Annotated in this window: 23 protein-coding genes and 1 pseudogene; 14 read left to right on the top strand and 10 right to left on the bottom strand. The window is 71.9% G+C overall.

Translation table 11 applies throughout. From position 1 onward, the window contains the following. Nucleotides 1–93: 93 nt before the first annotated feature. A pseudogene (locus ACZ45Q_RS02210) lies at nucleotides 94–669 on the bottom strand (site-specific integrase); the annotation flags it as partial. Nucleotides 670–863: 194 nt separating this feature from the next. Here ACZ45Q_RS02210 and ACZ45Q_RS02205 point away from each other — a divergent pair. From ACZ45Q_RS02205 to ACZ45Q_RS02165, 9 genes are all read left to right on the top strand, one after another. Further along, nucleotides 864–1,370, top strand: coding sequence for a DUF6624 domain-containing protein (locus ACZ45Q_RS02205; RefSeq protein WP_468253878.1), 507 nt, complete (start codon nucleotides 864–866; stop codon nucleotides 1,368–1,370). 366 nt (nucleotides 1,371–1,736) lie between these two features. Then, nucleotides 1,737–2,981: a M20 family metallopeptidase gene (locus tag ACZ45Q_RS02200; RefSeq protein ID WP_468253877.1), complete on the top strand. Its 1,245-nt coding sequence runs from the start codon at nucleotides 1,737–1,739 to the stop codon at nucleotides 2,979–2,981. Nucleotides 2,982–3,207: 226 nt separating this feature from the next. Further along, nucleotides 3,208–4,263 (top strand): BMP family lipoprotein, encoded by a 1,056-nt coding sequence (locus ACZ45Q_RS02195; protein WP_468253876.1) that lies wholly within the window; start codon nucleotides 3,208–3,210, stop codon nucleotides 4,261–4,263. Nucleotides 4,264–4,611: 348 nt separating this feature from the next. Next, the gene (locus ACZ45Q_RS02190) at nucleotides 4,612–5,661 is read left to right on the top strand and encodes a BMP family lipoprotein (RefSeq protein ID WP_468253875.1); all 1,050 of its coding nucleotides are present in this window, start codon (nucleotides 4,612–4,614) and stop codon (nucleotides 5,659–5,661) included. A 164-nt stretch (nucleotides 5,662–5,825) separates the two neighbouring features. Beyond that, complete coding sequence (locus ACZ45Q_RS02185; protein ID WP_468254312.1) at nucleotides 5,826–7,451, top strand: ABC transporter ATP-binding protein; 1,626 nt, start codon at nucleotides 5,826–5,828, stop codon at nucleotides 7,449–7,451. Next, entirely contained in the window at nucleotides 7,451–8,569 is a 1,119-nt protein-coding gene (locus ACZ45Q_RS02180; protein WP_468253874.1) for an ABC transporter permease, read from the top strand. The genes ACZ45Q_RS02185 and ACZ45Q_RS02180 overlap by 1 nt, the downstream gene beginning before the upstream one ends. Further along, entirely contained in the window at nucleotides 8,569–9,834 is a 1,266-nt protein-coding gene (locus ACZ45Q_RS02175; RefSeq protein WP_468253873.1) for an ABC transporter permease, read from the top strand. Before ACZ45Q_RS02180 ends, ACZ45Q_RS02175 begins: the two co-directional genes overlap by 1 nt. Next, entirely contained in the window at nucleotides 9,831–10,223 is a 393-nt protein-coding gene (locus tag ACZ45Q_RS02170; RefSeq protein WP_468253872.1) for a cytidine deaminase, read from the top strand. Before ACZ45Q_RS02175 ends, ACZ45Q_RS02170 begins: the two co-directional genes overlap by 4 nt. 22 nt (nucleotides 10,224–10,245) lie before the next feature. Next, entirely contained in the window at nucleotides 10,246–11,529 is a 1,284-nt protein-coding gene (locus ACZ45Q_RS02165; RefSeq protein WP_468253871.1) for a thymidine phosphorylase, read from the top strand. Nucleotides 11,530–11,635: 106 nt separating this feature from the next. On the opposite strand, the gene ACZ45Q_RS02160 is transcribed toward ACZ45Q_RS02165, so the two are convergent. Continuing rightward, nucleotides 11,636–12,559, bottom strand: coding sequence for an AEC family transporter (locus ACZ45Q_RS02160; protein WP_468253870.1), 924 nt, complete (start codon nucleotides 12,557–12,559; stop codon nucleotides 11,636–11,638). Nucleotides 12,560–12,685: 126 nt separating this feature from the next. Here ACZ45Q_RS02160 and ACZ45Q_RS02155 point away from each other — a divergent pair, with 126 nt between their 5' ends. Next, entirely contained in the window at nucleotides 12,686–13,072 is a 387-nt protein-coding gene (locus ACZ45Q_RS02155; protein ID WP_468253869.1) for an STAS domain-containing protein, read from the top strand. Here the strand turns inward: ACZ45Q_RS02155 and ACZ45Q_RS02150 are convergent. Both ACZ45Q_RS02150 and ACZ45Q_RS02145 read right to left on the bottom strand, forming a co-directional pair. Then, nucleotides 12,956–13,969: a sigma-70 family RNA polymerase sigma factor gene (locus ACZ45Q_RS02150; protein WP_468253868.1), complete on the bottom strand. Its 1,014-nt coding sequence runs from the start codon at nucleotides 13,967–13,969 to the stop codon at nucleotides 12,956–12,958. The genes ACZ45Q_RS02155 and ACZ45Q_RS02150 overlap by 117 nt on opposite strands. A gap of 134 nt (nucleotides 13,970–14,103) precedes the next feature. Continuing rightward, on the bottom strand, nucleotides 14,104–15,441 hold the full coding sequence (locus tag ACZ45Q_RS02145; RefSeq protein ID WP_468253867.1) for an MFS transporter: 1,338 nt from the start codon (nucleotides 15,439–15,441) through the stop codon (nucleotides 14,104–14,106). Nucleotides 15,442–15,504: 63 nt separating this feature from the next. Here ACZ45Q_RS02145 and ACZ45Q_RS02140 point away from each other — a divergent pair, with 63 nt between their 5' ends. Beyond that, nucleotides 15,505–16,458, top strand: a complete 954-nt coding sequence (locus tag ACZ45Q_RS02140) for a LysR family transcriptional regulator (protein WP_468253866.1) — start codon at nucleotides 15,505–15,507, stop codon at nucleotides 16,456–16,458. A 189-nt stretch (nucleotides 16,459–16,647) separates the two neighbouring features. After that, nucleotides 16,648–18,198, top strand: coding sequence for a M28 family metallopeptidase (locus ACZ45Q_RS02135; RefSeq protein WP_468253865.1), 1,551 nt, complete (start codon nucleotides 16,648–16,650; stop codon nucleotides 18,196–18,198). A 151-nt stretch (nucleotides 18,199–18,349) separates the two neighbouring features. Here ACZ45Q_RS02135 and ACZ45Q_RS02130 read toward each other — a convergent pair whose 3' ends face one another. Then, on the bottom strand, nucleotides 18,350–19,114 hold the full coding sequence (locus tag ACZ45Q_RS02130) for an alpha/beta hydrolase family protein (protein ID WP_468253864.1): 765 nt from the start codon (nucleotides 19,112–19,114) through the stop codon (nucleotides 18,350–18,352). Nucleotides 19,115–19,229: 115 nt separating this feature from the next. Between ACZ45Q_RS02130 and ACZ45Q_RS02125 the strand changes: the two genes are divergently transcribed. Together ACZ45Q_RS02125 and ACZ45Q_RS02120 are read left to right on the top strand one after the other, a co-directional pair. Next, nucleotides 19,230–20,387, top strand: a complete 1,158-nt coding sequence (locus ACZ45Q_RS02125) for an adenosine deaminase (protein ID WP_468253863.1) — start codon at nucleotides 19,230–19,232, stop codon at nucleotides 20,385–20,387. 138 nt (nucleotides 20,388–20,525) lie between these two features. After that, nucleotides 20,526–20,891, top strand: a complete 366-nt coding sequence (locus tag ACZ45Q_RS02120) for an ATP-binding protein (protein WP_468253862.1) — start codon at nucleotides 20,526–20,528, stop codon at nucleotides 20,889–20,891. An 86-nt stretch (nucleotides 20,892–20,977) separates the two neighbouring features. Here ACZ45Q_RS02120 and ACZ45Q_RS02115 read toward each other — a convergent pair whose 3' ends face one another. From ACZ45Q_RS02115 to afsQ1, 5 genes are all read right to left on the bottom strand, one after another. Then, complete coding sequence (locus tag ACZ45Q_RS02115; protein ID WP_468253861.1) at nucleotides 20,978–21,181, bottom strand: PspC domain-containing protein; 204 nt, start codon at nucleotides 21,179–21,181, stop codon at nucleotides 20,978–20,980. A gap of 91 nt (nucleotides 21,182–21,272) precedes the next feature. Further along, the gene (locus ACZ45Q_RS02110) at nucleotides 21,273–21,827 is read right to left on the bottom strand and encodes a VanZ family protein (protein WP_468253860.1); all 555 of its coding nucleotides are present in this window, start codon (nucleotides 21,825–21,827) and stop codon (nucleotides 21,273–21,275) included. Nucleotides 21,828–21,921: 94 nt separating this feature from the next. Next, nucleotides 21,922–22,521, bottom strand: a complete 600-nt coding sequence (locus ACZ45Q_RS02105) for a hypothetical protein (protein ID WP_468253859.1) — start codon at nucleotides 22,519–22,521, stop codon at nucleotides 21,922–21,924. Further along, on the bottom strand, nucleotides 22,521–24,122 hold the full coding sequence (locus tag ACZ45Q_RS02100; protein WP_468253858.1) for an ATP-binding protein: 1,602 nt from the start codon (nucleotides 24,120–24,122) through the stop codon (nucleotides 22,521–22,523). Before ACZ45Q_RS02100 ends, ACZ45Q_RS02105 begins: the two co-directional genes overlap by 1 nt. Further along, nucleotides 24,119–24,796, bottom strand: coding sequence for a two-component system response regulator AfsQ1 (gene afsQ1 / locus ACZ45Q_RS02095; RefSeq protein WP_176710952.1), 678 nt, complete (start codon nucleotides 24,794–24,796; stop codon nucleotides 24,119–24,121). Before afsQ1 ends, ACZ45Q_RS02100 begins: the two co-directional genes overlap by 4 nt. Nucleotides 24,797–25,016: the final 220 nt, after the last annotated feature.

Raw genomic sequence — 25,016 nt, 5'->3', positions numbered from 1 at the left:
TCCAGCGGAAGGTGCGGTTGCAGATTTGATGCCCCGTCAGGTGTGTCCTGGCGGGGCTTTTGCGTGGGGTGACGGCAGTAATTGACGGCAACGTCAGCGCACGAGGGCGTCGCAGGGTGGCGGTTCGTCGCCGTCGACCGTCCCAGTGGCTTCCGGGCCGGTGAGCGCGGTGCCAAGGGCATCGATGGCGTTCCGCTGGAGACGGAGCTAGACGGTGGCGGTGACGCCGATGTGGGCGTGGCCGAGGAGTGCCTTGATGACGACGAGTTCGACGCCCTGTTCCAGGAGCAGGGTGGCGGTGGAGTGGCGGAGGTCGTGAAAGCGGATGCGGCGGAGGCCCGCATTGCGGAGAAGCGTGGTGAAGGCGCGGGTGAGGTTGGTCGGGTCGAGCGGTGTGCCCTGCGCTGTGGTGAACACGTGCCCGCTGTGCTGCCACGGCGTGCCCGCGGACTCACTCTCGCGCTGCTGCTGCTCGCGGTGGAGCCTCAGGGACTGGAGACACCGTGTGGGGAGGGTGATGCGGCGTTCGGAGGCGCGGGTCTTGGTGTGCAGGGTGGCCAGGCCGCCGGTGCGGGTGCGCTGGAGAGTGCGGTAGATGCTGGCCGTACCGCTGTCGAGATCGAGGTCTTCCCAGCGCAGGCTGAGGAGTTCGCCCTTGCGGAACCCGGTGCGCCAGCGTGGGCGGAGTTCTCCGTGCCTCGTCGCTGCCCTCGATGAACCATTGTCCCGGCCGTGGGGGCCGCACGTCACCCTTCTCCAGGATGATCTTCCGCCGCGCGCGAGCGCCTACCGTTGCCATCTGTCCGTGCCACCGACCACCGAGGCAGACGAGGCAGACGGCGAAGAGGAAGGAGACAGTGACGGTGACCGAGGACCTGGCCGCGCTCTCGGCCGAGCTCGTGGCGATGGGGAAGGCCGACCGGCAGACCTCCTCACAGGCGCTCAGCGACGACCCCGCGGCCCAGCTCGCCTGGCGGCGGCTGACCGTGCGGCACGCCGACCGGCTGAACGAGATCATGGATGCGTACGGCTGGCCCACGGCCGGGCTCGTCGGCGAGGAGGCGGCGCGGGCGGCCTGGCTCGTCGCGCAGCACGCCGACCGGCAGCTCGACGTCCAGCGCCGTGCCCTGCGGCTGCTGGAGGAGGCCGTGGCCGAGGGCAAGGCCGGCCCGCGTGATCTCGCCTTCCTCCGTGATCGCACCCTCGTCAACGAGGGCCGCGAGCAGATCTACGGCACCCAGATCGCCGGCGTCCGCGACGGCGTGCCGGTCCCGTGGCCGTGCCGCGAGCCGGAGCGGACGGACGCGCTGCGCGCCGAGGTCGGGATCGAGCCGTTCGACGCGTACGTAGCGCAGCACGCTCCGCGCTGACGGACGTACGGGATGAGCCGGCGGACGTGCGGGCCGAGCCGGCGGACGTACGGGACGAGCCGCGGGCCGGCGTCCGTCAGATGAACGCGTGCGCGTGGGGTGCGCGGGGCGTGGTATCCGTGTGGAGAGGACGGTACCGGGGAGCGGCGCCCGGGGGCGGCGCCGTCGCTTCCCGGTGATCTCATGGTCGCGCCCCCCGCGATCCCGTGATCGGCTCGCCCCGGACCGGTACCCACCGAGAACGGGCGAGTTTACCCAACACAGTCGATACGTATGCGCACGGCGGCCAGATTTTCTTCCCCTAACGGGCTGAACTTTTGTTGATCGTGGGTCAATTGGCCGCTTCGGCGTCCTACCCTTCAGAGGGTGAAGCAATTGATCTCCCCTAAGTCCGAGGCCGAGCTTCCCGGAGGAGCCCTGCTTCCCGGCACCCTGCCCGAGGAGCTGCGTGCCGAACTCGTCGCCTTCCGACGCGACTTGCACATGCACCCGGAGCTGGGCAACCAGGAGTTCCGCACCACCGCCGCGATCAAGGAACGGCTCGAGCGGGCCGGCCTGAAGCCGCGCGTGCTCCCCGTCGGGACCGGGCTCATCTGCGACATCGGCATGGACACGGGGGAGCGGCCCGGCGCCCAGGGCGTGCTCGCGCTGCGGGCCGACATCGACGCGCTGCCCATCCCGGACACCAAGACGGAGTGCCCGTACCGCTCGACCGTGCCGGACCGGGCCCACGCCTGCGGCCACGACGTGCACACCACCGTCGTCCTCGGTACGGGCCTGGTCCTCGCCGACCTGCACCGGCAGGGCCTGCTGCCGCGCCCCGTGCGGCTGGTCTTCCAGCCCGCCGAGGAGGTGCTGCCCGGCGGCGCCAAGGACGCCATCGAGGGCGGGGCCCTGGAAGGGGTGGACCGCATCCTCGCCGTGCACTGCGACCCCCGGGTGGACGCCGGACGGATCGGGCTGCGCGAGGGCCCCATCACCTCCGCCTGCGACCGGCTGGAGATCGCCCTGGACGGCCCCGGCGGCCACACCGCCCGCCCTCACCTGACCACCGACCTGGTCACCGCCGCCGCCCGCGTCGCCACCGACGCCCCCGCACTGCTCTCCCGGCGCGTCGACAGCCGTAGCGGCCTCTCCCTGACCTGGGGACGGATCGAGTCGGGACACGCCCCGAACGTCATCCCGCAGCACGCCGAACTCGCCGGGACCGTGCGCTGCCTCAACCTCGACACCTGGCGCCAGGCCCCCGACCTGGTGGTCGCGGCCATCGACGAGGTCGCCAACCTGCACGGCGCCAAGTCCGAGATCACCTACGTCCGCGGGGTCCCGCCGGTGGTCAACGAGCTGACCAGCGTCGAACTCCTCCAGACCGCCATGGTCGCCCGGCGCGGCACGGACTCGGTGGAGAGCACCGAGCAGAGCCTGGGCGGCGAGGACTTCTCCTGGTACCTGGAGCGCGTGCCCGGCGCCATGGCCCGGCTCGGCGTCCGCCCGCCCGGCGAGCGCACGGTGCGCGACCTGCACCAGGGCGACTTCGACGTGGACGAGTACGCCATCACCGTCGGCGTGGAGATGTTCACCGCCTGCGCCCTCATCGACGGCGCCGTCTGACGCCGGCCCCGGCCCCCGGCGTCCCCCCTGGACCGCCGGGTCCCGCTCCGGTTGCGGCCGGGGCGGGACAGGGGCAGCCTGTGGACCACGCTCACAGGGGCGCGACCGGCCATCGGCACGAATGGATAACGGCCCCGAGGAACCCCGTTCCCAGGAGTGTCTACGCGCGTTAATGTGCGCCGAACCGAGCGCCCGCTGCGGGGTTTTGGAGAATGGGGAACTTCAGATGCGTCGGATATCGAAACTGACCCGCGTCGCGGTGGGGGCCGCGTCGCTCGCGCTCGCCGCCACGGCCTGCGGCGGAACCAGCAGTGAGGGCGGCGGCAGCGACGGCGGCACCAAGGACGACAAGGGCCTGGCCATCGCCTACGACATCGGCGGCAGGGGCGACCAGTCCTTCAATGACGCCGCCTTCTCGGGCCTGGAGAAGGCCAAGAAGGAGTTCGGCTACCAGACGGCGGACATCGAGCCCAACGAGGGGGAGACCGACGCCGACAAGGAACAGCGGCTGGCCTCGCTGGCCCGGCAGGGCTACAACCCGGTGATCGGCGTCGGCTTCGCCTACGGCCCGGCGATGAAGGCCGTGGCCTCCAAGTACCCCGACACGACCTTCGGCATCGTGGACTCCGTGGTCGAGGGCGACAACGTCGCCTCCCTCGTCTTCGCCGAGAACGAGGCCTCCTACCTCGCGGGCGTCGCCGCGGCGAAGGCCACCAAGACCGATGTCGTCGGGTTCGTCGGCGGTGTGGACGTACCGCTCATCCACAAGTTCGAGGCCGGGTACACCCAGGGCGTCAAGGACACCAAGCCCGAGGTGAAGGTCATCGCGCAGTACCTGACCCAGACGGCCGAGGAGGGCGGCTTCTCCAGCCCGGACAAGGGCAAGGCCGCCGCCGAGGGCCAGATCGAGAAGAAGGCCGACGTCGTCTACCAGGCGGCCGGCCTGTCCGGCCAGGGCGTGATCGAGGCCGCCGCCGCCAACAAGGTGTGGGCGATCGGCGTCGACTCCGACCAGTACCAGCAGGAGGCGCTGGCGCCGTACAAGGAGTACATCCTCACCTCCGCCCTGAAGGACATCTCCGACGCGGTCTACACGCTGGCCAAGTCGGTCGAGGACGGCGAGCCGCGCACCGGCGTGCAGACCTTCGACCTGAAGTCCGACGGCGTCGGCCTCTCCGAGAGCAACCCCAAGTACGCCGAGGTCCCCGGTCTGAAGGAGGCCGTGGCCAAGGCCAAGGAGGGCATCGTCAACGGTTCGATCAAGGTGAAGACCGAGCCGTAGGCCGACCCGTACGACGGGTACGCACGATTGCGGAGCGGGCGGGCGCCCTTCGGGCCCCGCCCGCTCCGCATGCCCGCCTGTTCCCACCGGCGACGCCCCTGGCCACACCCCCCGGCCACCCCACCACCACCCCCCACCCCGCCCCGCCCGAATCCGGCGTCCACATCACCCAGCGCCACCTTCCGTTTGCTCCCGGCAAGGGTCCCGCGCGGCCCCCGGCCCGGTTGGGCACGGGCGGATAACAAGGTGGACAGAAGGGGTTTTCAGGCAGGTCTACGCGCGTTAATCTGCGGCGAAGCCAGCGCCGAAGCTGAACCGTCCGGCGCTTGTACGACAGGAGCACCACACATGCGCCGGATTTCCCGGATCACGGTCGCAGGCGCAGCGACCGCCTCCCTGGCTCTCGCCCTCTCCGCCTGCGGCGGCACCTCGACGTCCTCCGGCTCGGCCGAGTCCAAGGGCGACAAGGGCCTCGCCATCGCCTACGACGTCGGCGGCAAGGGCGACCAGTCCTTCAACGACGCCGCGTACGCGGGCCTGGAGCAGGCCAAGAAGGAGTTCAAGTACGAGACGGCCGACATCGAGCCCACCGAGGGTGAGACGGACGCCGACAAGCAGCAGCGCCTGGAGTCGCTGGCCCGGCAGGGCTACAACCCGGTCGTCGGTGTGGGCTACGCCTACGCCTCCGCCGTGAAGGGCGCCGCCGAGAAGTACCCGGACACCACCTTCGGCATCGTGGACGACGCCACGATCGAGGCGAAGAACGTCGCTGACCTGGTGTTCAACGAGGAGCAGGCCTCCTACCTGGCCGGTGTCGCCGCCGCCAAGACCACCAAGACCGACGTGGTCGGCTTCGTGGGCGGCGTGAACATCCCGCTGATCCACAAGTTCCGCGCCGGCTTCGAGCAGGGCGTCAAGGACACCGACCCCAAGGTCAAGGTCCTCTCGCAGTTCCTGACCCAGACCGCGGAGGAGGGCGGCTTCTCCAGCCCGCACATGGGCAAGACGGCCGCCGAGGGCCAGATCGAGCGCAAGGCCGACGTCGTCTACGCGGCCGCCGGTCTGTCCGGCCAGGGCGTGATCGAGGCCGCCGCCGCCAACGAGGTGTGGGCGATCGGCGTCGACTCCGACCAGTACCAGCAGGAAGCGCTCGCGAAGTACAAGGACTGGATCCTCACCTCCGCGATGAAGGACGTCGCCAAGGCGGTCTACAACCTGGCGAAGTCGGTCGAGGACGGCAAGCCCGAGACCGGTATCGTTCGGGGCGATCTGAAGACCGGCGAGGTGAGCCTGTCGAACTCCAACCCGAAGTTCGCGGACAATGCCGAGCTCCAGGAAGCCATCGACGCGGCCAAGGAGAAGATCATCAGCGGCGAGATCAAGGTCAAGAGCAGCTGACACCCAGCAGGACTCTGAGCAGCGAGCAACCGCGGTCGCGTTGCCGCTCGGCGGGGTACGGGGAGGGCGCCTCCCCGTACCCCGCCGGAGCAGGTGCGCCACCGCCTTCCATGCCGTAGGGGCGCTACGCGCGTAGACGACCCCCGTCCCCAGGAGAGTGCGCCATCAACGCGTCCAGCAGCCCTCCGGCCGGAGCGGCGGCGGGTGGTCCGCAGACCGCCGTCGAGCTCGCCGGGATCACCAAGCGATTCCCCGGTGTCGTGGCCAACCACGACATCCATCTCACCGTCCACAAGGGCACCGTCCATGCCCTCGTCGGCGAGAACGGCGCCGGCAAGTCGACCCTGATGAAGATCCTCTACGGCATGCAGAAGCCGGACGAGGGCACGATCGCGGTCGACGGCGAGACGGTGGCCTTCTCCTCCCCGGCCGACGCGATCGCCCGCGGCATCGGCATGGTCCACCAGCACTTCATGCTCGCCGACAACCTCACGGTCCTGGAGAACGTGGTCCTCGGCAGCGAGAAGCTGTACGGCATCGGCGGCAAGGCCCGCCGGAAGATCAAGGAGATCTCCGAGCGGTACGGCCTCGACGTGGAGCCCGACCGGATGGTCGAGGACCTCGGTGTCGCCGCCCGGCAGCGCGTGGAGATCCTCAAGGTCCTCTACCGCGGCGCCCGCACGCTGATCCTGGACGAGCCCACCGCCGTCCTGGTCCCGCAGGAGGTGGACGCCCTCTTCGACAACCTGCGCGAGCTGAAGTCCGAGGGCCTGTCCGTCATCTTCATCTCCCACAAGCTGGGCGAGGTCCTCTCCGTCGCCGACGAGATCACCGTCATCCGCCGCGGTACGACCGTCGGCACCGCGGTGCCCGCCGAGACGACCCCGCGCCAGCTCGCCGAGCTGATGGTCGGCAGCGAGCTGCCCACCCCGGAGACCGCCGAGTCCACCGTCACCGACCGCCCGGTGATCGCCGTCGAGAAGCTGCGGCTCGCCGCGCCCGGCGGCAAGGCCCTGCTCGACGACATCACCTTCACCATCCACGCCGGCGAGGTGCTCGGCATCGCCGGCGTCGAGGGCAACGGCCAGACCGAACTGGTCGACGCGCTCATCGGCCTGCGCCACGCCGACTCCGGCACCATCCGGCTGGCCGACGAGGAGATCACCGGCTGGCCCACCCGCAGGCGCCGCGAAGAGGGCGTCGGCTACATCCCGGAGGACCGCCACCGTCACGGCCTGCTGCTGGAGGCGCCCCTGTGGGAGAACCGCATCCTCGGCCACGTCACCGAGGAGCCCAACGCCAAGGGCGTCTGGCTGAATCCGAAGGCCGCCCAGGAGGACACCCGCCGGATCGTCGAGCAGTACGACGTCCGCACCCCCGGCATCGACGTCACCGCCGCCTCCCTGTCCGGCGGCAACCAGCAGAAGCTGATCGTCGGCCGGGAGATGAGCCACAAACCGCGCTTCCTGATCGCCGCCCACCCCACCCGCGGTGTGGACGTCGGCGCGCAGGCCGCGATCTGGGACCACATCCGCGAGGCCCGCCGCGAGGGCCTGGCCGTGCTGCTGATCTCCGCCGACCTGGACGAGCTGATCGGCCTGTCCGACACCCTGCGGGTGATCTACGACGGCAAGCTGGTCGCCGACGCCGACCCGGCCACGATCACCCCGGAGGAGCTGGGGTCGGCCATGACCGGCGCCGCGACCGGCCACCTGGAACACGAAGAGACCCCCGAGACCCCGGCCGACCCGACGAAGGCCGGCGAGTCTCCGGAAGACGAGGCCCGCTGATGAAGAAGTTCGACAAGGAGCGCCTGCTCCTCGCCGTGGCCGGCCCGGTCATCGCGCTCGCCGTGGCCTTCGTGCTGAGCGCGGTCGTGCTGATCGCCTCGGGCAAGAACCCGGTCGAACCGTTCGCCCTCATGTTCGAGCAGGCCGGTTTCTCCGACATCCAGGTCCTGATCGTCAACCAGGCGTCGATGTACTACATCGCCGCCCTGGCGGTGGCCATCGGCTTCCGGATGAACCTGTTCAACATCGGCGTCGACGGCCAGTACCAGCTCGGCGCCATGATGGCGGCCGTCGTCGGCGCCCACGCGAACCTGCCCGCGGTGCTCCAGATCCCGCTGCTGCTGCTGACCGCGGTGTTCACCGGCGCCTTCTGGTCCGGCATCGCCGGTGTGCTGAAGGTGACCCGCGGCGTCAGCGAGGTCGTCGCGACGATCATGCTCAACGCCATCGCGACCTCCCTGATCGTCTACATGTGGCGCCCGGACGTCTTCGGCGTCAAGGTCGGCAACAACAACACCACCGGCGAGATGCACGAGTCCGGCTGGATCCCGGGCATCGACATGGGCGCCGCCGGCGAGGTCTACGGCCTGGTCGTCCTCGCCGTCCTGCTCGGCATCGGCTATTGGGTCGCCCTGAACCGCACCCGCTTCGGCTTCGACCTGCGCGCCTCCGGCGCCTCGGAGACCGCCGCCGCGGCCAGCGGTGTGGACCCCAAGCGGATGGTGCTCACCGCCATGCTGCTCTCCGGCGCCGTCGCCGGTCTCGCCGGCCTGCCGATCCTGCTCGGCGACAGCCACACCTACAACCTCAACTTCCCCACCGGCATCGGCTTCCTCGGCATCGGCATCGCCCTGCTCGGCCGCAACAGCCCGGTCGGCATCGCCTTCGCCGCCCTGCTGTGGGCCTGGCTCGACAAGGCCTCGCCCGAACTGGACTTCCACGGCTACGACAAGGAGATCGCGGTCATCATGCAGGGCCTGATCGTGCTCTCGGTCGTCGTCTCCTACGAGGCCGTCCGCGAGTGGGGCCTGCGCCGCCAGCAGCGCCGCGTCGGCGCCGAACTGGCCGCCGGTCACGTCCTCGGCGCCCACGACACCAAGAAGGAGGTGGCTGGCTGATGACCACCGCAACCGACGTCAACCAGCCCACGCTGGAGCACGGAGCGCCGGCCGGCCGCCGCCTCTCCCTGCCGGTCCTGATGCTGATCATCGCCGGCGCCCTGGCGCTGACCTCGCTGGTCCGCATCATCACCGGCGCCAACGGCATCACCAACGTCAGCCAGATGTCCACCGCGCTCCAGCTGGCGGTGCCCATCGGCCTCGCCGGCCTCGGCGGCCTGTGGGCCGAACGCTCCGGCGTGATCAACATCGGCCTCGAGGGCATGATGATCCTCGGCACCTGGTTCGGTGCCTGGGCGGGCTTCCAGTGGGGCCCGTGGACCGGCATCGTCGTCGGCATCATCGGCGGCGCGCTCGGCGGTCTGCTGCACGCGGTCGTCACCGTCACCTTCCGCGTCAACCACATCGTCTCCGGTGTGGCCATCAACATCCTCGCCCTCGGCGCCACCCGCTACCTCGCCCCGCTGGCCTTCGAGGGCCACCAGGGCGGCTCCGCCAAGCAGTCCCCGCCGGTGGAGTCCCTCGGCCACTTCACCGTGCCCGGCCTGTCCGACGCCCTGATCACCCTCAACGACAAGGGCTGGTTCTTCGTCTCGGACATCGCCGGCCTGCTCGGCGGCCTCGTCACCGACGTCTCCTGGCTCACCCTCATCGCCATCGCCCTGATCCCGGCCACCTGGTACGTGCTGTGGCGGACGCCGTTCGGCCTGCGGCTGCGCTCCTGCGGCGAGAACCCGGTCGCCGCCGAATCGCTCGGCGTCAACGTCTACAAGTACAAGTACCTCGCCGTGATCATCTCCGGCGGCCTGGCCGGCCTCGGCGGCGCCTTCCTGTCCATCGTGGCCAACCCCTTCTACCTGGAGGGCCAGGTCTCCGGCCGCGGCTTCATCGGCCTCGCGGCGATGATCTTCGGCAACTGGATGCCGGGCGGCCTCGCCCTCGGCGCCGGGCTGTTCGGCTACACCGACAGCCTCAACCTGCGCGGCGGCTCCGCCAACGTGCACGCCCTGCTGCTGCTCGGCGCGCTGCTGCTGCTCGCCGGCGCCATCTGGCTGATCGTCCGCAAGGCCTACGTCAAGGCCGCGATCACCCTCGCCGTCGGCGCCCTGGTCTTCGCCTGGTACGCCACCACCGACCAGGTGCCCAACCAGGTCGTCTCCGCCACGCCGTACGTCGTCACCCTCGTCGTCCTCGCGCTGTCCGCGCAGCGGCTGCGGATGCCCAGGGCCAACGGCATGGCCTACAAGAAGGGCCAGGGCAAGTGAGCGACGCCGACTGGGAAGCACTGCGCCGGGCGGCCCGGGACGCCATGTCCCGGGCGTACGCCCCCTACTCGGGCTACCCGGTCGGCGCCGCCGCCCGTGTCGACGACGGCCGCACCGTCACCGGTTGCAACGTGGAGAACGCCAGCTACGGCATCGGCCTGTGCGCCGAGTGCGGCCTGGTCTCCCAGTTGCAGCTGACCGGCGGCGGCCGGCTGACGCACTTCGTCTGCGTCGACGGCACGGGCGAGATCCTGGTGCCCTGCGGCCGGTGCCGTCAGCTGCTGTACGAGTTCGGCGGCCCGGAGCTGCTGCTCGAGACCCCGGCGGGCGTGCTGCCCCTGGCCGAGATGCTCCCGCAGGCCTTCGGCCCCGACCACCTCACCAAGTAACTCCCGGAAGGAACGCCCGGCCATGGCCATGGACGCCATCTCCGTCATCCGCACCAAGCGGGACCGCGGCGAGCTCAGCGACGAGCAGATCGACTGGGTCATCGACGCGTACACCCGCGGCGAGGTCGCCGACGAGCAGATGTCGTCGCTCGCGATGGCCATCCTGCTCAACGGCATGAACCGCGCCGAGATCGCCCGCTGGACGGCCGCGATGATCGCCTCAGGCGAGCGGATGGACTTCTCGTCGCTGTCCCGCCCGACCGCCGACAAGCACTCCACCGGCGGCGTCGGCGACAAGATCACCCTGCCGCTGGCGCCCCTGGTGGCGGCCTGCGGCGCGGCCGTCCCGCAGCTCTCCGGCCGCGGCCTCGGCCACACCGGCGGCACGCTGGACAAGCTGGAGTCGATCCCGGGCTGGCGCGCCCTGCTCTCCAACGAGGAGATGCTGAGCGTCCTGGACGAGGTCGGCGCGGTGATCTGCGCGGCCGGCGACGGCCTGGCCCCGGCCGACAAGAAGCTCTACGCCCTGCGCGACGTCACGGGCACGGTCGAGGCCGTCCCGCTGATCGCCTCCTCGATCATGTCCAAGAAGATCGCCGAGGGCACGGGCTCCCTGGTCCTGGACGTGAAGGTCGGCTCGGGCGCGTTCATGAAGACCCTGGCGGACGCCCGCGAACTGGCGTCCACGATGGTGGGCCTCGGCACCGACCACGGCGTGAAGACGGTCGCGCTGCTCACCGACATGTCCACCCCGCTGGGCCTGACCGCGGGCAACGCCCTGGAGGTCCGCGAGTCGGTGGAGGTCCTGGCGGGCGGCGGCCCGGCAGACGTCGTGGAACTGACCCTCGCCCTGGCCCGCGAGATGCTCGACGCGGCCGGCGTCAAGGACGCCGACCCCGCCAAGGCCCTGGCCGACGGCTCGGCGATGGACGTCTGGCGCCGCATGATCGCGGCCCAGGGCGGCGACCCGGACGCACCCCTGCCCACCTCGCGCGAGCAGCACGTCGTCACGGCCCCCGCCACCGGCGTCCTGACCCGCCTGGACGCCTACGACATCGGCGTCGCCGCCTGGCGCCTGGGCGCGGGCCGCGCCCGCAAGGAAGACCCGGTCCAGGCGGCGGCCGGCGTGGAACTCCACGCCAAGCCGGGCGACGAGGTCCACGAGGGCCGGCCCCTGCTGACCCTGCACACCGACACCCCGGAACGCTTCGAGTACGCCCTGCGCGCGATCGAGGGATCCTACGACATCGCGGCCCCCGGCACCGACTTCCCGGCCCCGCCGGTGGTGCTGGAACGCATCGCCTGACCAGGGCTTTTCCCATCCGGGGTGAACGGGACCGGCGTTGGTGCGCCGGTCCCGTTCGGCATGCCGGCACCGCTGACCGACGACGACCGGCCGACGACGACCGCCGTCACCCCAGCACCGCCGCCACCCCCACCAGCACCGGCACCGCCACCACCGTCGACACCAGTACCGCGTCCCGTGCCAGTCGTTCGCCCACGCGGTACGCCGTGGCGTACGTGAACAGGTTCTGGGCGGCCGGCAGGGCCGAGGTCACCACCACGTCCAGCAGGGCCGCGCCCCGCAGCCCGAACGCCCCGGCCGCCAGGCACCAGGCCACCGCCGGCTGGGCCACCGACTTCAGCGCCACCGCGAGCAGGACCGCCCCTCGGTCCGGGCCCCGCAGCGGCATGCTGCTGCCGCACAGCGAGATGCCGAAGGCCAGCAGCACCGCGGGGACGGACATGTTGCCGATCAGTGTCAGCGGGTCCAGGACCGGGGCCGGGACGCGCAGGCCGCTCGCCGCGACCGCGACGCCGGTCAGCGAGCCGGCGGCGATGGGGTTGCGCAGCGGCGTCAGAAGTCTTCGCCACAGCGGGCCGCCCCGGCCGGCCCCGCCGGACAGGTCGAGGATCGTCAACGCGATCGGCGTGACCCCGACCAGCTGGAACAGCAGCACCGGAGCCACCAGCGAGGCGTCGCCGAGCACGTACACCGCGATCGGGATGCCCAGGTTGCCGGCGTTGACGTAGCCGGAGCACAGCGCGCCGATCGTCGTCGGGCCCACGCCCCAGCCGCGCACCACGCCGACCGCGACGAACACCCCGGCCACCGCGAGGGTGCTCAGCGCCGTCACCAGGAGCCGCCCGGAGAAGACGACGGAGAGGTCGGCCTCGGCGAGCGTCGTGAACAGCAGGGCCGGCGACGCCACGTGGAAGGCGAGCTTCGTCAGCACCTCGCGGCCCTGGTCGCCGAGATGCCCGCCCCGGCCGAGGACGTACCCCACGCCGATCACGGCCGCGATGACCGCGAAGCCGGTCAGCACCCCCTGCACGAGGCCTCCCCGGCGGACGACGGGACCTCGGACGACACGGCGGCAGGGGATGGTTGAGGCATACAGCAAACCCTCGGGGCAGGGCTGCGCCGGGGTCAATGTGATCCCGGACCGGACCGGGCACCGATGAGTTCCGCACCGGGGCCCGGTCTACCGGACGTGGATGCCGTGACACCCGCCGTACTCGTGCTGCCGGGGCCTGTCTCCCCGGAGGAGCTGCCCCGGCTCTGCGACGAGGTGCGCGCGCTGCTGAGGAGCACCGGGGCGAACGTCGTCGTCTGCGACGTGGGAGGGCTGGGGCCGCCGGGCCTCGGCACCGTCGAGACGCTGGCTCGCCTTCAGCTCAACGCCCGGCGGGCCGGCGGCCGGATCCGGCTGCGCGACCCCGACCCCGCGCTACACGCCCTCCTGGAGCTGGTCGGACTCCGCTTCGAGATGGAGGGGCAGCCCGAACAGCGGGAACCACCGCTTGGTGTCGAGGAAGCAGTGGAATCCGGTGATGCGGCCCTGTGACGTCTCCAGCACCTGGATCGCCCACGGGGTGTGGCCGCCGGCCTCCGGGTCGGGCTTGTAGTGCGCGAACCCCGGCAGCCCGTTCGCCTGCACCGGCAGCAGCCGGGAGCCGGCACAGGACGCGCCGAGGGTCGTCATGAAGCCGGTGATGTCCGCGGGGCCGGCCAGCCACAGGTCGAACGGCGGCATCGTCATGACCGCGTCCTCGTGCAGCAGGGCCGTCAGGGCGGTCATGTCGTACCCCTCGAAGGCCGCCACATAGCGGTCGAGGAGCTTCTGCTGCTCCTCGTCCAGGGGGTCGGAGACCGCCCCGGCGCCGCTGCCGCCGTTCCGCTCCGCCAGCGTCGCCCGGGCCCGCTGAAGGGCGCTGTTGACCGACGCGACCGAGGTGCCGAGCAGCTCGGCGACCTCGCTCGCCTTCCAGGCCAGCACCTCGCGCAGGATCAGCACCGCCCGCTGCTTGGGCGGCAGCTGCTGGAGCGCGGCCATGAACGCGAGCCGCACCGACTCCTTGGCCACCGCGGCCTCCGCCGGGTCGTCCGTCGTCGGCAGCACGCGGGCGTCGGGCATCGGCTCCAGCCAGGTGTTGTCGGGGCGGGGGGCGAGGGCCGCCTGGGCGAGGGGCGTCGCCTCGCTCAGATCCATCGGCCGGGCGCGCTTGTTGCCCGCGGTCAGCATGTCCAGGCAGACGTTGGTCGCGATGCGGTAGAGCCAGGAGCGGAGACTGGAGCGGCCCTCGAACCTGTCGTAGCTCCGCCAGGCGCGGACCAGGGTGTCCTGCACCGCGTCCTCGGCCTCGAAGGAGGAGCCGAGCATCCGGTAGCAGTACCCGGTCAGTTCGGTCCGGTGCTTTTCCAGTGCGGAGTCCAGCTCCGCCGTCGCCGTGCCGTCGGTCATCGTCCACCCACCCCTGTGGCCGTCCAGTCGTGCGCCTCTTCGCGCCTCGCACTCCGGAAGCTACCGCAGGGCACTGACAATGGCCTGTGCAGCCGGGAAAACCGCAGGTCGCCGAGGGGGCGTGCGGCGCCGGTTCAGGCCATCGCGGCGACCCGGCGGCGCGCCGCCAGCGAACCGGACACCGTGATCGCCACGACCCCGAGCACCGCCAGCAGCCCGACCCCGACGGTCCCGGCCCAGCCGCCCGCGTGGAAGGCGACCGCGCCCAGGGTGCTGCCCGCGCTGGAGCCGACGTAGTACGCCGACTGGTACAGGGCGGAGGCCTGCGCCCGGCCGTGCGTGGCCGTCTTGCTGACCGCCGACGAGGCCACCGCGTGCCCCGCGAAGAACCCCGCGGTGATCAGCACCAGGCCCAGCAGCACCGGCACCAGCGCGTCCGCCAGGGACAGCACCAGGCCCGCGGCCGTCGTGCCGCCGCCCAGGTACAGCGCCCCGCGCCGGCCCAGCCGGCCCACCAGCCGGCCGGCCGTCGACGCCGAGACCGTGCCGACCAGGTAGACGAGGAAGACCGAGCCCACGATGCCCTGCGGCAGCGAGAAGGGCTCCCCGGCCAGGCGGTAGCCGATCACCGTGTAGACGCCGCCGAACACCGTCATGAACAGGGCACCGATCGCGTACAGCCGGCGCAGCAGCGGGTCGGACAGGTGGTCGCGGACCGTGCGGGCCAGCACCCGGGGCCGCAGGGAGCCCGGCGTGAAGTGCCGCGGCCTCGGCAGCAGCAGCCGGAAGGCGACCGCGCAGGCCACCGCGAGCACGCCGAGCACGCCGACGGCGACCCGCCAGCCCCACTCCTGCGCGACCCAGCCGGTGATGACCCGGCCGCTCATGCCGCCGACGCTGTTGCCCGCCACGAACAGTCCGATCGCGGTCACCAGGGCCCGCGGCGTGACCTCCTCCGCGAGGTACGCCGTCGCCGACGCCGGCAGCCCGGCCAGCGCCGCCCCCTGGACCGCCCGCAGCGCCACCAGCACCGGCAGGGAGGGCGCGAAGGGGACCAGCAGCCCCACCGTCACGGCGACCGCGAGCGACGCCGTCATGACCGTACGCCGTCCGAAGCGCTCCGACAGGGCGCTCATCGGCAGCACGAACAGCGCGAGTCCGCCGGTCGCGGCGGCCACCGTCCAGCTCGCGTCGCCCGCGGTGCCGCCCAGGTCGCCGGAGATCAGCGGCAGCAGGGCCTGGGTGGAGTACAGCAGGGCGAACGTGGCGACGCCCGCGAGGAAGAGGGCGAAACTCATCCGGCGGTAGCCGCGACCGCCGGGGGCCACCCGGGAGTCGGGGGCGCAGGGAGCACCGGATGCAGGACCACCGGACGAGGAGGCGGCGGGAGCACCGGATGCGGAGGCGGCGGAGGCGGCGGATGCGGAGGCGGCGCCCACGACGGTGGACGCCCCGGTATCGGCGGGAGTCATGCTGCGACGGTACGGAGACCCGCACTGATCCGTCCAATGCATGGATTCGCCATAATCGTTCCCATGGTGCATCAGCAGAGGTCGCAGCCCCGGCTGTCACGGACCGGTGACACAGAAGACATCGTCGCGCTGCTCGCGCCACGCCTCGTCCACTTCGCCGGCGTCGCCCGCACCGAGCACGTCACCCGCGCCGCCCAGGAGATGAACGTCCCCCAGTCGACCCTCTCCCGCTCCCTGGCCCGTCTGGAGGAGGACCTCGGCGTCGACCTGTTCGCCCGCCACGGCCGCACCGTCTCCCTCACCCCGGCCGGACGCACCTTCCTCGCTTCCGTCGAACGCGCGCTGGGCGAGATCGAGCGGGCCGCCGACGAGGTCCGCGCCGACGCCCACGCGGCCACCGGGAAGGTCGCCTTCGGCTTCCTGCACACCATGGGCGCCGAGACCGTGCCCGGCCTGCTGCACGCCTTCCGCGCCGACCACCCCCGGGTCCGCTTCAGCCTGGTCCAGAACTACGGCGAGGCCATGCTGGAGCGGCTGCGCTCCGGCGAACTCGACCTGTGCCTGACCTCCCCGGTCCCCGACGCCCCCGACCTCGTCGCCCGCCGCCTCGACGAGCAGAAGCTGCGCCTGGTCGTCCCCGCCGACCACCGTCTGGCCGGCCGCCGGCGCATCCGCCTCGCCGAGGCCGCCGACGAGACCTTCGTGACCCTGGAGCCCGGTTACGGCCTGCGCCGCATCACCGACGACCTGTGCAAGGAGGCCGGCTTCCGCCCCAAGGTGGCCTTCGAGGGCGAGGAGGCCGAGACGCTGCGCGGTCTGGTCGCGGCGGGCCTGGGCGTCGCCCTGCTGCCGCCGCCGACCGTGCCCCGCCCGGGGGTGACCGAACTGACGGTCACCGCGCCGCGCGCGGTCCGCGAGATCGGCGTCGCCTGGCTCGCGGGCCACCCGGACACGCCCCCGGTGGCGGCGTTCAAGAAGTTCCTGCTGTCCCGCAGGGGCCACCTGCTCCCGGACTAGCGGCTTCTGACGGGTGCTCCTGGGTCCGGGCCGGTCCGCAAACGCCCGTTCGCATGCTGACGTACCGATATGGCGTACCGATCATCTGAAACTCGTACAGCGGAACCAGCGCGAACTCTGGTCAGAGTGGCTGTTTGCTGTCTAGCGTGCGTCCACCGCAGAGCCCCTGCCTGTCGTGGAAGGACCTCCATGCCCTCACGTCGTTCAGCCGTTGCCACCGCCACCCTGGCCGCCGCGGCTCTCGTCTCACCGCTGTTGTTCGCCGGCCCCGCGGGGGCCACCAGCCCGCGCAGCGACGCCGCGCGCGGTGACGCGCTCGCCAGGAAGCTGGTCAAGGACTCGACCGGCAAGGGGGCGTTCGACCACCTCAGGGTCTTCCAGGCGATCGCCGACCACAACGGCGACACCCGGGTGGCGGGCTCCAAGGGGCACGAGCAGTCGGCCAAGTACGTGGAGGCGGTCATGAGAGCCGCCGGCTACCGGGTGTCCCGGCAGGAGTTCGACTTCGTGTACGTCGAGACGATCGCCGAGAAGCTGACCGTGAACGGCCCGGCCGGGCGCGACGTCCCGGTGAAGCTGATGACGTACACGGCGAGCGGGCCGGAGGGCGGCGTCACCGCCCCCGTGGCCGTCGCCCCGGTCGACGCCGACGGCAGCAACGGCTGCGAGCCGGGCGACTTCGCGTCCGGCGCCTTCACCGGCAGGATAGCCCTGGTCCAGCGGGGCGGCTGCACCTTCGCGGCCAAGCAGGCGAACGCTGCCGCGGCCGGCGCGGTCGGCGCCGTCATCTACAACAACACGCCGGGCGAGCTCAACGGCACCATCGGCGACCCGGCCCTCGGCAAGATCCCCACCGGCGGCATCACCCAGGAGGACGGCGAGAGGCTGGCCGCCGAGGCGGCGGCCGGGGAGGTCTCGGTCACCCTGGACATCCGCGAACTGCGCGAGAACCGCACGACGTGGAACGTGGTCGCCGAGACCCGCGGCGGCGACGCGGACGACACGGTGTTCCTCGGCGCCCACCTGGACTCGGTCACGGACGGGCCCGGCATCAACGACAACGGCTCGGGCTCCGCGGGCATCATGCAGGTCGCGCAGCGTCTCGCGGCCAGCCAGGACAAGATCAAGAACAAGGTCAAGTTCGCCTGGTGGTCGGCGGAGGAGTTCGGTCTCCTCGGATCGGAGGCGTACGTCGCCTCCCTGACGGAGGAGCAGAAGAAGCAGATCAAGCTCTACCTCAACTTCGACATGATCGCCTCGCCGAACGCCGCGTACTTCGTGTACGACGGTGACGACTCGGACGGCGTCGGCGCGGGCCCCGGCCCGGAGGGCTCCGCGCAGCTCGAGAAGGGCATCACCGACTTCCTCGACTCGAAGAACATCCCGCACGAGGGCACGGACTTCAGCGGCCGCTCGGACTACGGTCCGTTCATCGAGGTGGGCATCCCGTCCGGCGGCACGTTCACCGGTGCGGAGGGCATCAAGACGGAGGCCCAGGCCGCCAAGTTCGGCGGGCAGGCGGGCGTCGCGTACGACGTCAACTACCACGGTCCGGGTGACGACATCACCAACATCGACCACAAGGCGCTGGACATCAACGTCGACGTGATCGCCGACGCGGTCGGGCACTACGCGTTCGACCTGGCGCCGCTGTCGGAGCCGGTGGTCTCGCAGCCGACGGGCGGCACGGACGGCAGTGGCGGCGGCCTCCACGACGGCCACGACCACGCCACGGAGTAACCACCCGCCCGGTACCGGCCCCCGTCCCCGGGGCGGGGGCCGCCCCGTGCTCCGGCCCGCCCTCGAACTCCGTCGCGCACGCCTCGAACTCCGTCGCGCGCGCCTTCCGCACCCTCGCGCGGCCGGCCCGGTCCATCGACCGGGCCGAGCGCTACCGGTGCCGCAGCGTCCGCCCGAACCCCGCCGCCAGCGGCATCCGCAGGCCGAGCGGCGGGGGAGCCGCCAGGGCGTCCTGCACCGGCCGGGACAGGGCCCTGCCGAACAGCGCGCCCAGCACGAAGTCCTCCGTCAGCGCCGCGACCTCGTCCCGGTAGTGGTGCAGCCCGTGCCCGTCGGAGTGCACCTCGAACCGGCACACGTCCCGGTTGGCCTTCTTCGCCCGCGCCGCCAGCCGGAACGACAGCTCGGGGTCGCTGCGTTCGTCGTTCGTGCCGTGCACGATCAGCACCCGCCGCCCGACGAGCTGCTTCACCGGTTCGGGTGGCGCGGCCACGTCCTCCTCCGGCAGCCAAGGGGCGATGGCCACCGCCGAGTTGACGGCCTCGTGCCCGCCCGCGCGCAGGGCGGCCCGGCCGCCCATGCCGTGCCCGACGAGACAGACGGGGACGTCGCCGTAGCGCCGTACGGCCTCGTCGGCGGCCCAGGCGGCGTCCCGGGCGAGATGCGCCTCGCTGCCGTTCCAGCCCCGGTAGCGGTAGTGCACGACGTGCGCGGCCAGCCCCTCGTCCCGCCCCGCCCGCACCAGCCGGCGCCCGAGCGCGCGCACGGACGCGGTCGCGAGCAGGGGCGAGGGTCTGCGGCTGGAGACCTCGTCGCCGGCGGGAAGCAGCAGCACCACACCGCTCACCGCCGTCGGCTCCGGACCCAGCGCTCGCCCCAGCCGGGCCCCGGGCGCCGGCCTCGCTTCCTGTGCCATGACAGAACAGTGTCAGAAGAGCGGGTGTACGCCACCCGTCCGCACCATCACCGTTACATATCGACGGTTCCGTACACCCCGTGTGCTCTACGCGCGTAGGAGTTACAGTGCGGAAATGACGAGCCAGACCACCGCGAAGAGCCCGGCACCGGACCAGATCCGCCGGGCGCCCAAGGTTCTGCTGCACGACCACCTCGACGGCGGGCTGCGCCCCGGCACCGTCGTCGACCTCGCCCGCGACAGCGGGTACTCCCAGCTCCCCGAGACCGACCCCGACCGGCTCGGCACCTGGTTCCGCGAGGCCGCCGACTCCGGCTCGCTGGAGCGGTACCTGGAGACCTTCTCGCACACCGTCGGGGTCATGCAGACCCGCGAGGCACTCGTCCGGGTCGCCGCCGAGTGCGCCGAGGACCTCGCCGAGGACGGCGTCGTCTACGCCGAGGTGCGCTACGCCCCCGAGCAGCACCTGGAGAAGGGCCTGACCCTCGAGCAGGTCGTCGAGGCCGTCAACGAGGGCTTCCGGGAGGGCGAGCGGCGCGCGAGGGCCAACGGCCACCGCATCCGCGTCGGCGCCCTGCTCACCGCCATGCGGCACGCCGCCCGTGCCCTGGAGATCGCCGAACTCGCCAACCGCTACCGGGACCTGGGCGTCGTCGGCTTCGACATCGCCGGCGCCGAGGCCGGCTACCCGCCCACCCGCCACCTGGACGCCTTCGAGTACCTCAAGCGGGAGAACAACCACTTCACCATCCACGCGGGCGAGGCCTTCGGGCTGCCGTCCATCTGGCAGGCCCTCCAGTGGTGCGGCGCCGACCGGCTCGGCCACGGGGTGCGGATCATCGACGACATCCAGGTCCACGAGGACGGCACGGTCAAGCTCGGCCGGCTCGCCTCCTACGTCCGGGACAAGCGCATCCCGCTGGAGCTGTGCCCCAGCTCCAACCTCCAGACCGGGGCCGCGGCCTCGTACGCCGAGCACCCCATCGGGCTGCTGCGCCGGCTGCACTTCCGGGCCACGGTGAACACGGACAACCGCCTCATGTCCCACACCAGCATGAGCCGGGAATTCGAGCACCTGGTCGACGCATTCGGTTACACGCTCGACGACATGCAGTGGTTCTCCGTCAATGCGATGAAATCAGCGTTCATTCCTTTCGATGAACGACTGGCCATGATCAATGACGTGATCAAGCCCGGATATGCCGAGCTGAAATCCGAATGGCTGTTCCAGCAGACCGTCTCCACCAGCGGTTCTTCGGAAGAAAAGGGCTGAGTCGGGCCGATCGGCGCGGGGAGATGGGGACGGGCATTCACCATCCGTCCGCATTTCGATGTTTGCGGCGGACGACGGAGCATGTTTACGGTCGAGGACCGCTCACATCCCCGACATCCCATTTCGAGGACGCATTTCATGAAGCAGTCTGCTGCCAAGACCCTCGGTGTCGCCGCCCTCGGTGCCGCCTTCGCCGCCTCCGGCGCTGGCGCGGCCAACGCGGCCCCGGACGTCCCGGACCTCGCCCCGACGCTGGACGGCGTCACCAGGACGCTGCCCGCCGAGAACGTCTCCCAGGCGGTGCCGGGCGCCGGTCACGCGCTGGAGGAGGGGCAGGGCGCCGCCGGCAAGGGCCTGACCGCCGCGCAGCCGATCGCCGAGCAGCTCGTCTCCGACCAGCTCGCCAACGGCCCGACCGCGCCGGTCGCCAACCTGCTCGGCGGACTGCCGGTGCAGGGCCTGCCGACGCAGGGCCTGCCGGTGAACGGCATCCCGCTGGGCTGAACCCGCACACGCGCGACGGGGCGCATCCGGTGTCGTACCGGGTGCGCCCCGTCGGCGTACCAGAGGGGGAGTGGGGGACTGCGGGACTACCAGGCCGTGCGGGCCGCCTTCCCCTCCGACGGGAGGAGGATCCACAGGGCCAGGTACAGCAGGAACTGCGGCCCGGGCAGCAGGCACGAGACCAGGAAGATCACGCGCATGGTCGTCGCGGAGGTGCCGAAGCGCCGCGCCAGCGCGGCACACACTCCGCCGATCACGCGGCCGTGGGTCGGGCGGGCAAGGCGGGACATGGCGGCTCCTTCGTGAGCGTTCCGTCGAGGCGTTCTTCGTTCGCTTCGTCTGGTACCCACGCTACGGAGATAAAAGGGGGCAAGCGTCGCTCTACGGTGCGATCCCGACCCTGGGAATCGTCGGGGTCCGACCCTGAGAGGGCTCCTCCCACAGGACGTCACGCGGGCCCGCCGACGGCGACCTGCGACGGAGCCGGGCCCGCGCCGCGGGCACCACGGCCAGGTGGACGAGGGCCACGCCGGCCGTGTTGAGCAGCAGGGAGTCGACGTCCACCACCTGGCCCGGGACCCCGGTCTGGAGCAGTTCGATGGCCAGCGACAGCAGCGCTCCGGCGGCCACGGTACGCAGCAGGGAGGCGACCGGGGAAGCGGTCAGCCGGCCGTGCGCCATCGGCAGCAGCGCCCCCAGCGGCGCCAGCAGCGCGAGCCCCTCGCCGAGCCGTCGGGCCGCCCCCGGCCAGCCCAGCGCCAGATCGGCGCGGATGCCCTCCAGTGGGCGCAGATTGGCGGGCACCACCCAGGGCACGTCCAGGGGCCGCAGCGTCAGCCAGGCGACGGACGCGAGATGGGCGACCAGGAGGACACTCCCCGCCACTCGGACACGGACCGCGGCGTTCCCGCCGCCGATGGACCCTTGACGCTGCACGAACCCCTAGACGCGGCCGCCGCCACGGTCGGTTCCGGCGAGTCACCCGCCACCCCCGTGAGGCGTACACCACACCCGTGCCCTCGGGCGCCGTTCAGCCCCCGGTGACCTCGGTCGACGGGGGCTCGTTGCTGCCCGGGCGGGCACGGACCTCCTCCGTGCAGGAGTAGCGGCGTGGCGCCTCGTCGCCGGGGCCGCCGAGGATCACCGAGCCGTCGCCCTCGGCGGCGGCCGAGTCGGAGAACGTGCAGACGATCTGCGCGAGGGCGTACGAGGTGAGGGCGTCCGGCGCGGTGCCGAGCCGCAGCGCGTCCTCGGGGTCGCCGGGCCGCGGCCCCGACACCTTCGTCCCGCGCACGTCCGTGGTGTACCCGGCCTCCTTCTCCGCGGCCGACGGCGGCTCGGCCAGCTCGTCCAGCAGCCCCTGGGCCACCAGCACGCGCCGCTGGGAGTCCGCCGCGCCGTCCGGCACCCGCACCGTCCGGTCCACGGTCACCAGCGACGAGCCGCACAGCAGGAACACCCGCACCGCCATGCCGGGCGAGGTCCGTGTCGTCGTGCCCTGCTCGGAGAGCGAGCACCGCACCCGTGAGGGCGCCGGCCCGAAGTCCGTCGGCACCTCCGTGGCCCGGATGCCGCACCCGGCGAGCAGCACCGCGAGCACCCCCAGCACCGGCAGGCGGCGTACGGTCATCAGGCCTGTCCCTTCGCGTCCTCGCCCTTGCTCTCGTCACCCACCGCCGCCTCCGCCGCGTCGTCGGCGCCCGCCCCCGGCAGCGTGGAGGCGTCCCGCGGCAGCCGCAGCGTGAACACCGCCCCCGACTCGGGGGAGTTGGCCGCCGTGATCTCACCGCCGTGGATGTGGGCGTTCTCCAGGGCGATGGACAGCCCCAGCCCGCTGCCCTCGGACCGCGGCCGGGAGGCGCTGGCCTTGTAGAAGCGGTCGAAGACGTGCGGCAGGACGTCCTCGGGGATGCCCGGCCCGTGGTCGCGGACGGCGATCACGACGGCGTCGTCCGCCTCCCGCACCGACACCCTGACCGGTGACCCGCCGTGCTTGAGCGCGTTGCCGATGAGGTTGGCCAGGATCACGTCCAGGCGCCGCGGGTCGAGACGGGCGTGGATGCCCCGCTCTGCGTCCAGTTCGACGGCGTCCAGCCAGGCACGGGCGTCGATGCAGGCGGTGATCTGGTCGGCGACGTCGACGTCGTCCAGGACCAGCTTGGCGGTGCCCGCGTCGAAGCGGGTGACCTCCATCAGGTTCTCGACCAGGTCGTTCAGCCGCCGGGTCTCGCTCACCACCAGCCGGACGGCCGGCTCGATCATCGGGTCGATGCCGCCGCCCTCGGAGTCCAGTTCCTCCTCCAGCACCTCCGTCACGGCGGTGATGGCGGTCAGCGGTGTGCGCAGCTCATGGCTCATGTCCGCCACGAAGCGCCGGGAGGCCTGCTCCCGGGCCGCCATGTCCGCGACCCGTTTCTCCAGGTTCTCGGCGGCCCGGTTGAAGGTCCGGGACAGATCGGCCAGTTCGTCGGTGCCGGACACCCTGAGCCGGGTGTCGAGCTTGCCCTCGCCGAGCCGCCGGGCGGCCGTGCCGAGCCGCTGCACGGGCTTGAGCACCGTCGACGCCGCGGCCTGCGCGAGCAGCGCCGAGCCGATCAGCGCCAGAGCGGTGGCGATCCCCAGCGACCAGGCCAGGGAGTTGAGGTCCTTGGCCTCCGGCTCCAGCGACTTGAGCATGTAGCCGGTCGGCCCGCCGCCGATCACCCGCGTGCCGGCCACCAGGTACGGGGTGTCGTCCTCGACGATCCGCTGCCAGTACAGGTGGTACGGGGACTCGTTGGTCCCGGTGACCTTCTGCTCCTTGTTCACGGCGGTGCGCAGCGACTCGGGCACGTCCGCCAGCGTGAAGCCGCCGAGCCCGCCGGAACTGCCGTACACGGTCCGCCCGGCGGCGTTCTCGCCGACCAGCAGCACGCTGAACCGCTGCCCGCCGCTGGCCATCTGCCCGGCGGTGTGCTGCAGCTCGTCCTGCGTGGGGTGCTCGGGCAGCGAACCGGCCCGGTTCTGCATCTCCTGCTCGAAGTCGCGCAGCACGGCGTCCTGGGTGCGGCCGAGAACGGCCTCGCGGTTGAGCCAGTACGCGATGCCGGACGCGGACACGGCGGCGGTCAGCGCCACCAGTCCGAAGACGACGACCAGCCTCAGCCGCAGGCTGGTGAAGCGCAGCCGCGACCAGACTCCCTTGCGTGCCGCGGCCCAGCCGCGCAGACCCCCCGGGTTGTCCTGTGTCACTGAGGCGGGTCCAGCCGGTAGCCCACACCCCGCACCGTACGGATCAGCGTCGGGGACGACGGCACGTCCTCGACCTTGGCGCGCAGCCGTTGCACGCACGCGTCCACCAGCCGTGAGTCGCCGAGGTAGTCGTGCTCCCACACCAGCCGCAGCAGCTGCTGACGGGAGAGCGCCTGCCCGGGCCGCCGGCTCAGTTCGAGGAGGAGTCGCAGCTCGGTCGGCGTGAGCTGGAGGTCCTCGCCGTTCTTGGTGACGGTCATCGCGGCCCGGTCGATCACCAGGCCGCCGAAGGTCGCCGAGTCGCTGGACTCCCGCTCCCCGCGCCGCAGCACCGCCCGGATCCGGGCGTCCAGCACCCGGCCCTGCACCGGTTTGACGACGTAGTCGTCGGCGCCGGACTCCAGTCCGACGACGACGTCGATGTCGTCGCTCCGCGCGGTGAGCAGGATGATCGGCAGCTGGTCGGTGCGCCGGATGCGCCGGCACACCTCGAAACCGTCGATGCCGGGCAGCATCACGTCCAGCACGATCAGGTCCGGGCGCTGCTCGCGCAGCAGCTTCAGACCGTCCTCACCGCTGGCAGCGGTGGCCACCCGGTGTCCCTGGCGCGTCAGGGAGAGCTCCAGGGCCGTGCGGATGGCGTCGTCGTCCTCGATCAGCAACAGGGAAGGCACGGGCTCATTCTGGCCCATGGAGGGGGTGGTGTTCGACCTGTGGGTGCGGATGCGGGCCGCCCCGGCCGCCGGGGTCCGTGAAGGACGTGTGGTGCCACTGTGACGGACCCCTGTGACAGCTCTGTGACAGTCGGCGGACACGGCCATGAAGTCACCCGGGCAGGATTTTCGGCACAGGCAACACAGCACGTCGCACCACAGCAGTCGAACACCGGAAGTC

It is taken from the genome of Streptomyces sp. NPDC031049, from assembly GCF_055571015.1.
This window is presented reverse-complemented; position numbering and strand designations above follow the sequence as displayed.